The sequence below is a fragment of the Bacillus sp. Leaf49 genome (assembly GCF_001426125.1).
Classification (GTDB): domain Bacteria; phylum Bacillota; class Bacilli; order Bacillales; family Bacillaceae; genus Bacillus; species Bacillus altitudinis.
Window position 1 is genome coordinate 23298 of the sequence record NZ_LMRK01000021.1, and the last position, 12627, is coordinate 35924.

Annotated in this window: 12 protein-coding genes; 4 read left to right on the forward strand and 8 right to left on the reverse strand. The window is 41.2% G+C overall.

Annotation, left to right across the window (positions count from 1 at the left end; all coding sequences use genetic code 11):
* From ASG46_RS13235 to ASG46_RS13250, 4 genes are all read right to left on the reverse strand, one after another.
* On the reverse strand, positions 1 to 1344 hold the full coding sequence (locus tag ASG46_RS13235; RefSeq protein WP_008345100.1) for a dihydrolipoamide acetyltransferase family protein: 1344 nt from the start codon (positions 1342 to 1344) through the stop codon (positions 1 to 3).
* A 108-nt stretch (positions 1345 to 1452) separates the two neighbouring features.
* Positions 1453 to 2430 carry a pyruvate dehydrogenase complex E1 component subunit beta gene (gene pdhB / locus ASG46_RS13240; protein WP_007498597.1) on the reverse strand — a complete coding sequence of 326 codons (978 nt, stop codon included), beginning with the start codon at positions 2428 to 2430 and terminating at the stop codon, positions 1453 to 1455.
* A gap of 3 nt (positions 2431 to 2433) precedes the next feature.
* Complete coding sequence (gene pdhA, locus ASG46_RS13245) at positions 2434 to 3549, reverse strand: pyruvate dehydrogenase (acetyl-transferring) E1 component subunit alpha (RefSeq protein ID WP_007498599.1); 1116 nt, start codon at positions 3547 to 3549, stop codon at positions 2434 to 2436.
* A gap of 567 nt (positions 3550 to 4116) precedes the next feature.
* Positions 4117 to 4785, reverse strand: coding sequence for a YkyA family protein (locus ASG46_RS13250; RefSeq protein ID WP_041507359.1), 669 nt, complete (start codon positions 4783 to 4785; stop codon positions 4117 to 4119).
* 235 nt (positions 4786 to 5020) lie between these two features.
* On the opposite strand from ASG46_RS13250, the gene ASG46_RS13255 reads away from it, so the two are divergent.
* Positions 5021 to 5200, forward strand: coding sequence for a YjcZ family sporulation protein (locus ASG46_RS13255; RefSeq protein ID WP_026050085.1), 180 nt, complete (start codon positions 5021 to 5023; stop codon positions 5198 to 5200).
* Positions 5201 to 5312: 112 nt separating this feature from the next.
* Entirely contained in the window at positions 5313 to 5870 is a 558-nt protein-coding gene (gene def, locus ASG46_RS13260) for a peptide deformylase (RefSeq protein ID WP_008345111.1), read from the forward strand.
* A gap of 38 nt (positions 5871 to 5908) precedes the next feature.
* Here def and ASG46_RS13265 read toward each other — a convergent pair whose 3' ends face one another.
* Positions 5909 to 6688 (reverse strand): Cof-type HAD-IIB family hydrolase, encoded by a 780-nt coding sequence (locus ASG46_RS13265; RefSeq protein ID WP_024719544.1) that lies wholly within the window; start codon positions 6686 to 6688, stop codon positions 5909 to 5911.
* Between the two features lie 394 nt (positions 6689 to 7082).
* Between ASG46_RS13265 and ASG46_RS13270 the strand changes: the two genes are divergently transcribed.
* Together ASG46_RS13270 and rnjA are read left to right on the forward strand one after the other, a co-directional pair.
* Positions 7083 to 7292 carry a DNA-dependent RNA polymerase subunit epsilon gene (locus ASG46_RS13270; RefSeq protein WP_008345114.1) on the forward strand — a complete coding sequence of 70 codons (210 nt, stop codon included), beginning with the start codon at positions 7083 to 7085 and terminating at the stop codon, positions 7290 to 7292.
* Positions 7293 to 7297: 5 nt separating this feature from the next.
* On the forward strand, positions 7298 to 8965 hold the full coding sequence (gene rnjA / locus ASG46_RS13275) for a ribonuclease J1 (RefSeq protein ID WP_012009818.1): 1668 nt from the start codon (positions 7298 to 7300) through the stop codon (positions 8963 to 8965).
* 98 nt (positions 8966 to 9063) lie between these two features.
* Here rnjA and ade read toward each other — a convergent pair whose 3' ends face one another.
* The 3 genes from ade to ASG46_RS13290 form a co-directional block, all read right to left on the reverse strand.
* Positions 9064 to 10794 (reverse strand): adenine deaminase, encoded by a 1731-nt coding sequence (gene ade / locus ASG46_RS13280; RefSeq protein ID WP_056704809.1) that lies wholly within the window; start codon positions 10792 to 10794, stop codon positions 9064 to 9066.
* Positions 10795 to 11057: 263 nt separating this feature from the next.
* Positions 11058 to 11726 carry a potassium channel family protein gene (locus ASG46_RS13285; RefSeq protein WP_008345123.1) on the reverse strand — a complete coding sequence of 223 codons (669 nt, stop codon included), beginning with the start codon at positions 11724 to 11726 and terminating at the stop codon, positions 11058 to 11060.
* Positions 11727 to 11763: 37 nt separating this feature from the next.
* Positions 11764 to 12606, reverse strand: coding sequence for a gamma-glutamylcyclotransferase (locus ASG46_RS13290; RefSeq protein WP_045034222.1), 843 nt, complete (start codon positions 12604 to 12606; stop codon positions 11764 to 11766).
* Positions 12607 to 12627 lie beyond the last annotated feature (21 nt).

Here is a 12627-nt window from a genome sequence, read left to right on the forward strand (position 1 = left end):
TTACGCCTCCATTAAAATTAATTGTGGATCATTCAATAAACGCTTGATGTGGTTAAGGGCATTTTGCGCAGTAGCTCCATCAATCATACGGTGGTCAAAGCTTAGGGAAAGAGCTAAGACTGGAGCTGCAACGATTTCGCCATCACGAACAACCGCTTTTTCAGCGATACGGCCAATACCAAGGATCGCTACTTCTGGGTGGTTGATGACTGGAGTAAACCATTGTCCACCAGCAGAACCGATGTTTGTGATTGTGCAAGATGCACCCTTCATTTCAGCTGGAGCCAATTTACCATCACGTGCTTTTGTTGCAAGCTCGTTGATTTCGTTAGATACTTCGAAAATCGCTTTGCGATCTGCATTTTTCACAACTGGAACAAGCAAGCCTTTTTCAGTATCAGCTGCAATTCCGATGTTGTAGTAATGCTTTTGAACAACTTCATCTGTTTTATCATCGATAGAAGTGTTAAGTACTGGGTACTTTTTCAAAGCAGAAGTTAGAGCTTTTACAACGTAAGGCAAGTAAGTTAACTTGATTCCTTGATCAGCTGCAACTTGTTTGAATTGTTTACGATGTGCAACAAGGTTTGTTACATCAACTTCATCCATTAATGTTACGTGAGGAGCTGTGTGCTTAGAGTTCACCATTGCTTTTGCGATCGCTTTGCGGATTCCGCTCATTTTCTCGCGAGTTTCTGGGAATTCTCCTTCTAGAACTGGAGCTGCTGCCGCTTTTGGAGCCGCTTCTTCTTTCGCACTTTCAGCTGCTTGAGGTGCTGCTTCTTGAGTTGCTGCAGAACCGCCATTAAGGAAGCTGTCGATATCTTCTTTTAGCACGCGGCCATTTTTACCAGTACCTGCAACTTTGTAAATTTCAACGCCTTTTTCACGCGCATATTTACGTACAGATGGCATAGCAATAACGCGTTTGTTAGGATCAGCATCTACTTGCTCTTGTGCGCCAGCACCAGTTGCTGCTGCCGCTTCTTCTTGAGCAACTTCTTTCTTTTCAGGCTCGTTACCAGCTTCAGCAGTACCTTGTACTTGAGCTTCAGTTTTCGCTTCGCCTTCTTCTTCGCTGCCTTTAAATTGAAGATTTTCGTAACCAGGTGCATCAAACGTAATGATTGTTTGTCCTACAGTTGCAACTGTTCCCTCTTCAACTTTTAATTCTAATACTTTTCCTTTAACAGGTGAAGGAATTTCTACAACTGCTTTATCATTTTGTACCTCTGCTAAAACGTCATCTTCATTGATTTCGTCGTTTGGTTTTACAAACCACTTAACGATCTCACCTTCGTGGATACCTTCTCCGATGTCCGGAAGTTTAAATTCAAATGCCACTGTTTTTCGCCTCCTAGATTATGTTAAACCCTTGTTCTGTCAACATTACACGGTCATGTAATTGATAAAGGGGAAGAGAAATAAATTCTTTTCCCCTCTGTCATTTAATTAAAATTCAAGAACTTTCTTAGCTGTTTCAAGCACGTCTTTATGGTTTGGAAGCCATACGCTCTCAGCTTGAGAGAAAGCAAATACAGTATCAGGTGCAGCTACACGAAGTACTGGTGCTTCTAGGCTAAGAATTGCTCTATCATTGATTTCAGCTACTACGTTTGCTGCAATACCAGCTTGTTTTTGTGCTTCTTGAACAACGATCGCACGGCCTGTTTTTTCAACAGAAGCGATGATTGTTTCAATATCAAGCGGGCTCACTGTACGAAGGTCAACGACCTCAGCAGAAACGCCTTCTTTTTCAAGTTCTTCAGCAGCTTTAAGTGATTCGTGAACCATTGCACCGTAAGTGATGATTGAAAGGTCAGAACCTTCACGTTTCACGTCAGCTTTACCGATTTCAATTGTGTACTCTTCTTCAGGAACTTCCTGACGGAAAGAACGATAAAGTTTCATATGCTCAAGGAATACAACCGGATCGTTGTCACGGATTGCAGAAATTAAAAGTCCTTTTGCATCGTAAGGTGTTGAAGGAATAACAACCTTGATACCAGGCTGTTGTGCAATAAGACCTTCTAAGCTATCAGCGTGAAGCTCAGGTGTGTGAACTCCTCCGCCAAATGGAGAACGGATTGTCACTGGAGAATGCCAGCGTCCACCAGAACGGTAACGCATACGAGCCATTTGTCCAGAAACAGAATCTAATACTTCGTAAACGAATCCGAAGAATTGAATTTCCATTACTGGGCGGAATTCTTGTAGTCCAAGGCCAATTGCAAGACCGCCAATACCAGATTCAGCAAGTGGAGTATCGAATACACGATCCTCACCAAACTCTTTTTGCAATCCTTCAGTCGCACGGAATACGCCGCCGTTTTTACCAACGTCTTCTCCGAAAACAAGAACGTTTTCGTCATTTTTCAGTTCTGTGCGTAACGCATCAGTGATCGCTTGAATCAATGTCATTTGCGCCATGGCTTACTTCGACTCCTTCTGTTTGTAGATTTCAAGCTGTTCAACCAAGTTAAATGGTTTCACATCGTACATGTTTTCAATCAAATCAGTGACTTTCTGCTTAGGCTGTTCGTCAGCTTCTTTGATTGCTTGTTTGATTTGTTCTTTTGCATCTTCGATGACTTTATTCTCTTCTTCTTCAGACCAAAGGCCTTTGTTTTCCAAGAATTTGCGGTAGCGTACCAATGGATCTTTTTGCTCCCACTCATTTTCATCTTCTTTTGTACGATATCTTGTTGGATCGTCACCAGCCATTGTATGTGGGCCGTAACGGAATGTAAGAGTTTCAATTAATGTTGGACCTTCACCATTTACAGCACGCTCACGAGCTTCAGCAGTCGCTGCATATACAGCTAATGCATCCATACCGTCAACTTGTACGCCTACGATACCAGCTGCAGCTGCTTTTTGTGCAATCGTTTGTGCAGCAGATTGCTTTTCAACAGGTGTAGAGATCGCATATCTGTTGTTTTGGACAACAAAAATCGCTGGCGCTTTGTAAGCCCCTGCAAAGTTAATACCTTCGTAGAAATCACCTTGTGAAGCTCCACCATCACCAGTGTAAGTGATTGCAACAGCATTTTTACCGCGCTTTTTCAAACCAAGAGCTACACCAGCAGCTTGAATGATTTGTGCACCGATAATGATTTGCGGAGAAAGTGCATTCACATCTTCAGGCATTTGGTTTCCAACAAAGTGTCCACGAGAGAACAAGAATGCTTTTGTTAGTGGAAGACCATGCCAGATTAATTGTGGTACATCACGATATCCTGGAAGAATGAAATCTTCTTTCTCAAGTGCAAAGTGAGTTGCAAGCTGAGAAGCTTCTTGTCCAGCTGTTGGCGCATAGAAGCCAAGACGTCCTTGACGGTTCAATGAAATTGAACGTTGATCTAATACACGTGTAAACACCATACGGCGCATTAATTCTTTTAATTGGTCATCTGAAAGATCTGGCATTGCCGCTTCGTTTACGACTTCGCCTTTTTCGTTTAAAATTTGGAACGTTTCAAACTGCTTTTTGATGGCATCGAATTGCTTTTTGCTATCAACAATTGCTTTTTTTGTTTTTGCAGCCATTCTAAAGTCACCTCTTCCTTTCTTTTAACAGTCAATTTGTCGTGAATCCATTTATACATACAGATATAGGATAACCCAAAATGCTCATATGACTCCTGTATATAATAGCCACAAAGATCATTGTCGAAACATTGGATGATCGCTTGCTTTTGAGTTTTTCTAACTGTATTAACGATAGTTCACAAAAAACTAATACAACTTCTGTTAACAAGGAATAGTTTACAACAAGAAAAATAGTCCGTCAATTGATTTAACGGCTTTATTTAAATAAATGTATTCGCTTTACTTTTTATGGTGACCTGTATCAATCTGTTTAATCAACAGCACAAACTGTACTAGTATAGAGTGGATCACTGTACTACAATAGCACATGTTTGTTTTTGTCGAAAAATAAAAAAAGAGCTATTTTCAGCTCTTTTGATCGTGATGGACAAAGGGCTAAAATGAACTTCATTTTAACCCTTTCTCTTCTTTTCAGTTTGACATCTTGGAAAAACGAGTAACGACACGCAGGCACTTTGGGAGTAGCAGCGATAAACAGAGCTAGCAAATATGCAAGTACTGTTTTTAGCTGTTTTGTGATTCTTTCTGAGCTGTTTTGTATAAAGCTTGTTTATATTCGTTCAATTGATCTGTATATTGATTGAACTTCTTGCTTTCTTTTCTAACTTTACTATAGGAACGATTCACTGTCTTTAATTTGGATTTCAGCTCAGCGTATCCTAAGTCTTTTCTTTTTAAGGATTCATACAAGTGCTTGTCTTGTTTCAGCGCCTTTTGATACTCACGGTAAAGCTGATCATACGATGCGTATCTTTTTTCAATTGATTTGACTGTTTGTTCTGCTTTGTCTTTTACTTCTGCATCTTTTATCTGTCCAGCGAATTCCTTTACAGATTGAAATTCTTTTTTCGATTGATCCATGCTGTCTTTTTCTGTTTTTAAATGTTCTTCACGCTTTTCTGCCGATGCTAATGCTTGATCAGACAAGTTTGAGACGGTTTTTGTGTGGTCTTTTGTTGTTTGAATCATTTTTTTATACAACTGCTGCTCTTTTTTCTCATAGCTTTGCAGTGCGCCTTGTTCTTTTTCAAAGGATGCTTCTTTTTCGCTCATTTTTGTCATGGCATCTTGCATCTCATAAAGCGGATTTTGACCTCCGCAGCCCGCAAGCAAGAGGGTACATATCCCCGCTAAAGTTGCACCTGCTTTTATTCTTCTTTTCATCTGTTTCAATTACAAGGTCCCCCTTTACATCTCCACATACCACTATAATTTTTCAGGGCGGTTGTGACAAGGAAAGAGGATGGTTTTTTGAGGGGAAAGAAGATTTTTTTCATGCTCTAGGCTCATGACTATACAAATAGTGCATTCATACATAGTTTATATTACACGCTTCGCCTTCACTTATGAGAGGCCGAGTGTATTTCCAAAGGAGGTCAAAAGTATGTCTAATTATAGTCATGGAAGTATGTATGGTGGATACGGCGGTTACGGTTATGGATACGGCGGCGGTTGTTGCTATCCAAGTTATGGTGGTGGATACGGTTGCGGTTACGGTGGTGGACGTACATTCGCTTTAATCGTCGTCCTATTCATTCTATTGATCATTGTTGGCGCAGCATTCTTAGGCGGCGGTGGCTGCTGCTAATGGCTGAATAAGCCTCTGACCGGTCTCATACGACCGGTCTTCTTTATTTCATTGCATATGTTGTGTATCATTTTATATACTTTACATACAAAGGAAATAGGAGTGAAGTTTTGTGATTACCATGGATGATATCGTACGAGACGGGCATCCCGTCTTAAGACAAACAGCTGAAGCGGTCGAACTCCCGCCAACAGAAGAAGAAAAACAGCAATTAGCTGACATGATTGAATTTGTCAAAAACAGTCAGGATGCAGACATTGCTGAAAAATATGAACTTAGACCCGGTGTTGGCCTAGCAGCTCCGCAAATCAATATCAGTAAACGAATGATCGCTGTTCACTGTGAAGACGAGGGCGGAGAACTTTACAGCTATGCATTATTCAATCCTCGCATTGTTAGCCATTCAGTCAAAAGAGCTTATTTAGCTACTGGAGAAGGCTGTTTATCTGTTGATGAAGCCATCCCTGGATTCGTCCCGCGCTATGAAAAAATCAGGGTGAAAGGTACAACGCTTGAAGGTGAAGACATTGATATTCGCCTCAAAGGGTTTCCGGCCATCGTTTTCCAGCATGAAATTGACCACTTAAATGGCATTATGTTTTATGATCATATTCAAAAAGATCATCCATTCGCCGAGCCAGACAACGCGGTTGCGATCGGCAGATCATAACATAAAAACAAGACCCGTCCATCAGCGGGTCTTGTTTTTTATTCATCAATAAGGCCTAATTCAGTCACAGCGTGGAATATGCCATCCTCATCTACAGGTTTGGTGACAAAGTCAGCTAATGTTTTTAATTCATTGACTGCATTCCCCATCGCAACGCCTGTTCCAACAAAAGAAATCATTTCTCGATCGTTCAGCCCGTCACCGAAGGCAATTGTGTCCTTTTGATCGTACGGAAGTCTTTCAATGACTCGTTTAATTCCTTCAGCCTTCGATCCACCTTTTGGCAGGACATCAGTAGACAGCTCATGCCACCTGACGAGATCAATTTCTTCACGGAACGCTTCATATAGATGTTCCTCTTCTGCTTTACAAAATAGTAGCATTTGATAAATGACGTTTTCTTTAAAGAATGACAAATCATGCTCGGGATGCTCTGTTTTTAAAGTGCCAATCCCTTCATGGATAAATGGATGGTTCGGCACAGACGCCTTCATCGTCTTCTCTCCCATGAAAACAAGCGGATGATCATGTTGATCCGCTGTTTCATAAATTTTATCCATCAGCTCTTGCTTAAGCGGATTGCCGTAAATGACTTCTCCTTCGTACATGACATACTGACCGTTATAAGCAATAAATGAGTCAAGCCCTATTTCTTCTAAAATAGGCTGGATGAGAAAAGGCGAACGACCAGATGCAATGAAGAGATGATGCCCTTTTTCTTTTAATAAACGAACAGCTCGCTTCGTTGATTCAGGTATTTTTTTATCATGGTCATATAAAGTACCGTCGATATCAAAGAAGATGACTTTTTTATTCATATCTCGTCTCCTGTCTCTTGTTATGTATACCCTCTCCCCTTCATCATACAGAAAGATCTTCACTGACGAAACCACTTCCTCTTAAAACGCCCATTTCCCACATATAACCATGTAACATTAAGTGGAAACATCATATAATACAAGTATATAGAGAGAACGGAACAAATGGCTGAATGAGACTCATACCGAAAGGAGGCGATCCGCGATGCTTCGTCGTCTGCGCAAGAAAATTCGAAGACAATGGAAGGACATGCTTCGTAAAAAATCGATTGCTTAAAAGGATCTTCCGCACATTTGCTGAAGGTCCTTTTTTCTCTGAGACTTTTCTTATGCGCGTTTTTTTAATATAATAGAATAAGCGAGTGTAACATACGGTATTTAAGGAGAGATTTGGATGATATATAAGGTATTTTTTCAGGCAAGTACGACTGAGGTACCTGTGAGAGAACACACAGATTCACTATACGTTGAAGCGGTTTCTGAAAGAGACGTACGCGATAAGTTGAAAAAACATAACTACAATATTGAATTCATTCAGCCTGTAGACGGTGCTTTTTTAGACTATGAACGAGAAAGTGAAAATTTTAAAGTATTGGAGCTATGAGAGGAATGAAATTTGTAAAAAACGATCAGGCGGCAGTTTTTGCGCTCGGCGGATTAGGCGAGATCGGTAAAAACACGTATGGCGTTCAATTTCAAGATGAAATCATTTTGATTGATGCTGGTATTAAGTTCCCTGAAGATGAACTTCTTGGAATTGATTACGTCATCCCTGACTATACGTATTTAGTTAAAAACGAAGATAAAATCAAAGGTCTTTTTATTACTCACGGACATGAAGACCACATCGGCGGTATCCCTTACCTTCTCAAGCAAGTGAATATTCCAGTTTACGGCGGCAAACTCGCAATCGGCCTACTTCGTAATAAATTGGAAGAGCACGGTCTCTTGAGACAGACAAAACTTCACATTTTTGAAGAAGAAGATACCATTAAATTTAGAAAAACAGCTGTGTCTTTCTTTAGAACAACACACAGTATTCCAGATTCTTATGGAATTGTCGTGAAGACACCTCCTGGTAACATCGTACATACAGGTGATTTCAAGTTTGACTTTACGCCTGTTGGCGAGCCTGCCAACTTAACAAAAATGGCTGAAATCGGGAAAGAAGGCGTTCTATGTCTTTTATCCGATAGTACAAACAGTGAAATTCCAGAATTTACGATGTCTGAAAGACGCGTAGGTGAAAGCATTGATGACATTTTTAGAAAAGTCGACGGCCGTATCATCTTTGCTACGTTTGCTTCAAACATTCACAGACTTCAGCAAGTGATCGAGTCCGCTGTTGCCAACGGTCGAAAAGTTGCGGTGTTTGGACGAAGTATGGAGTCTGCTATTGATATTGGACAAGATCTTGGCTACATTAAATGTCCAAAAAACACGTTCATTGAACACAATGAAATTAACCGCCTTCCAGCAAACAAAGTAACCATTCTTTGTACTGGTAGTCAGGGCGAACCGATGGCCGCTCTTTCTCGTATTGCCAACGGTACGCACCGCCAGATTTCAATTAACCCTGGAGACACTGTTGTCTTCTCGTCTTCACCGATCCCAGGTAACAATATTAGCGTAAGCCGTACCATTAACCAGCTTTATCGTGCTGGTGCTGAAGTCATTCATGGCTCACTCAATAATATTCATACCTCTGGACACGGCGGGCAGGAAGAACAAAAGCTGATGCTCCGTTTAATTAAACCTAAATTCTTCATGCCGATTCACGGTGAATACCGCATGCAAAAAACGCATATTAAACTGGCGAATGATTGCGGAATTCCTGAGGAAAACTGCTTTATCATGGATAATGGTGAAGTTCTTGCACTAAAAGGTGACGAAGCAAGTGTCGCTGGCAAAATTCCTTCAGGTAACGTATATATCGACGGAAGCGGAATTGGTGATATCGGCAACATCGTGTTAAGAGACCGCCGCATTCTTTCAGAAGAAGGTCTTGTCATTGTTGTTGTCAGCATGGATATGAAAGAATTCAAAATTTCTGCAGGTCCTGATTTAATCTCAAGAGGTTTTGTCTACATGAGAGAATCTGGAGACCTCATTAATGACGCGCAAGATCTCATTTCAAAGCATCTTGAAAAAGTAATGGAACGTAAGACGACTCAATGGTCAGAAATTAAGAACGAGATTACTGACACTCTTGCTCCTTTCCTTTATGAAAAAACAAGACGCCGCCCAATGATCTTACCGATTATTATGGAAGTGTAATGACGTACAAGGAGACACAGCCAATTGGCTGTGTCTCTTTTTTATGCGCATTAAAAAACCCGCATATCTGTAAGATACGTGCGGGTTCAGTCATTGTTTTACGATTGAATCGGGAGATGCTGAAAACTTCTCACATCAAACAATCCTTGTGTTGTCATTTTCACATCAGGAATGACTGGCAGTGCCAAGAAGGATAATGTCAAAAACGGATTAAAGTCTAAGGTAAAGCCTGTTTCCTTTAAAGCATCATGGAGTGCATGAAGGCTTTCATTGACCGTATGTGCAGGTTGATCTGATAATAAACCGGAAATCGGTAATGGAAGCGTATGAAGAACTTCTCCGTCTTTTACAACGGTCAAACCGCCCCCTGCTTCTTTTAACGTCTCAATGGCTTTGATCATATCAGCATCATTTGTTCCAACAGCAATTAAGTTATGCGAGTCATGGGCAACTGTTGTTGCAATCGCCCCCTCTTTTAAGCCAAAACCGCTGACGACCCCTATCCCAATTTCAGATAGACCTTTATGGCGTTCGACAAGTACTATTTTTAATACATCTCGATCAATATCACTCGTAAATTGTCCATCGCTTCCAGAAGGAGATATTTGTTCTAATTTCGTTTCAAGCTGATTCGGTATAATGCGAATGACATTCATCTTTTGGTGATCTGTTATAGGCAGCGTTAGATCTTTCTCTTGAACGTCCACTGCATGTACCGATTGCATGAGCGAAGAATTTGGCGTGATCTTGTCGACACTTGGCAAATATTCTCCATGTTCAGAGACCAATTCTCCTGCGATAAAGACGCTTGTAATTCCTACCTCATGTAAGTCAGAAATGAGCATAAAGTCCGCGTCAAAGCCTGGTGCAATTGCTCCCTTTGTTTTGAGACCGAAGCACTCCGCTGCGTTTAAACTTCCCATTTGATATGCTAAAAAGGGGTCCAATCCTTCTTGTATCGACATCCGTACTTGTTCATCAATACTTCCTTGAGCCATTAAATCATCTAAATGTTTATCATCCGTACAAAAGAAAAAGCGTCTCGCATTCTTCTCATTGACAGCAGGCAATACGTTTTTCACGTTTTTAGCAACAGAGCCTTCTCTCAGCATGACATACATGCCTCTTTTGACACGTTCAAGGGCCTCTTGAGCTGTTGTCACCTCATGATCCGTTTGGACATTAGCTGTTCGGTACACATTAATTAATCGGTCCGTTAATCCTGCTAGATGGCCATCAATGAGTTTCTGTTCATGTTGAGCATCAAGCAGTTTTTGAAGCATATCTTCTTCCGCTTGTTCCACCGCGACATAATCCATCACTTCGGCAAGACCAAGCACTTCTTTCTCCTGATAAAGAGGCTTTAAATCTTTTGCTTTTAGTGTAGCACCTGATCGTTCAAAGCTGACTGCCGGTACACAGGATGGCAGCATGAAATATATATTTAGAGCAGCTTTTCTCGCTTCTTCGAGCATAAAACGGATACCTGCAACACCGGATACATTGGCAATTTCATGCGGGTCTGTTACAACAGTTGTCACACCGTGAGGAACGACAGCTTTGGAAAATTCAGCAGGAGTCACCATCGAGGATTCGATATGAACGTGGCCGTCAATGAATCCGGGAACAAGCATTTGACCTGTTGCATCCAGCTCCTGTTCTCCTTCATACTCCCCAATTCCTACTATTTTTCCATTTTCAACAGCGACATCAGCGTCTATCCATTCCTGGTTAAACACGTCCATAACCTTCGCATGTTTAATCACTAGGGCTGCCTTTTTTCTCTTTGCAGCTACCTCAATTTGATGTCTGAAAAGCTCCTTATCCAACGACACTGCCTCCTCCGAGTAAACAATATAATGTTTCTTATCGTAAACGAATCTGTTTGCCCAGTCAATGACATTTAGAGAAAATCAACCATATCAAAAGATTGATTTTTATTTCTGAATAGTGATAATTGGCTGAAAAATAACCATGTTCTATTTTGCTGTTCTTTTAGAAAGTAAACGGCTCTTTTCCACTTTGTTCTCTCCCGCAATGTCCGCCCCATATGTACACTTCTAAAGCAAAAAAACACCCCTTCTCGGAGTGTTTAATAGTCGTTCTGCATTTCCCGTTTTTCAAAGCGCCCGATATCTGCCACTGCCCCAATGACAATGAGGATATCTTCTTTTTGAATCATTTCATCTGCGAGCGGTGAAACGATCACTTCTTTCCCGCGTTTAATTGCCACGATATTGATCCCGTACCTTGCACGAATGTCGAGATCTAACAAAGAGTGCCCAGCAAGTCTGCTGTTGGCTACGATTTCAATGAGGCTGTACTCATCTGACAGCTCTAAATAATCAAGCACGTTGTTAGAAATAATTTTATGTGCAATCCGTCTGCCCATGTCTCGTTCAGGATGGACAATACGGTCCGCACCAATTTTATTCAAAACCTTTTCATGGTAGTCATTTTGAGCTTTCACTGTGACCATTTTGACACCAAGTTCTTTCAGCATAATCGTTGTTAAAATACTCGCCTGAATGTTTTCACCTATCGCCACGATCACATGATCAAAATTGCGGATGCCTAGGTTTTTTAGGACAGATTCGTCCGTCGAATCACCAATCACGGCATGTGATGCAATTTTAGCATATTCGTTCACACGATCTTCATTCATATCCATGGCCATGACTTCAAGTCCTTCTTCGCTTAGCGCCTTGCAGATACTTCCGCCGAAGCGTCCAAGACCAATGACTGCATATTCCTTTTTCATGTTCAGACTCCTTTTATATCACTTACCATGCATTTTACTACGGTTTCATTAATGAATCCATATGCGACCGTATTTTTTTACGAAACGCTTCACTTAAGTAAAGGTCTGCTCCTTTTTCGATTTCACTGCGATAATGACCAGGAGGCGCAATTTCTTCGCTCTTTTTTAAAACGAGAAACGTTAAGCAGTCCTCATACACTTGATCACCTACTGTGACATCGACAAATGCTGGACGATAAGTTCCTTCATTTACACCTTCTCGTTTGTACAAATAACGAATGGCATCAAAAGGTACTTCATATAGAACACCCTCTGTTTCTCCGCCGTCTTCTACCATATCTGCTCTTGATCCATCAGGGCGCACCAATGTAAACCTTGTGGTAAAACGATCAAGTGTGCCGCCGCCGATGATTTGTTTGAAATAATGTTCCACTTTCGCAAGCTTAAACCTTGCATCATCCATACAGGACCCATAGGCAAAATAATAGAAGGAAGACGGTTTGCGCTCCCATAGTTGATATGACTTCCAGCAGCCGCTTTCAATCTCCTTTAGACTCGATGCCTTCTGCTTACATATTGTATAAGCAACGGCTGACCTTGGCCCCTGGTCTGTCATAACCTCTATTTCCTGCTGGTCATACCCTTCCTCTAGCTCATCTATCTTATGCAGCGTTTCATCACTGACCTCATACAATTCTCCATATACTGTGCTTTGTTCCGAGACAACACACACAGGGTAACCCTCACCTGTATCGTACAGTCTCCCTTTTATCCAAGCAGATGCTGCTAATGGACTGCTTTCTTTCATCAATGTCTCGTGATACTTTTCGTGCTTTAAAAGTGTCCCATACACAAATAACGTCTTTGTCTCCTTCGTCATCACACATCACATCCTCTCACC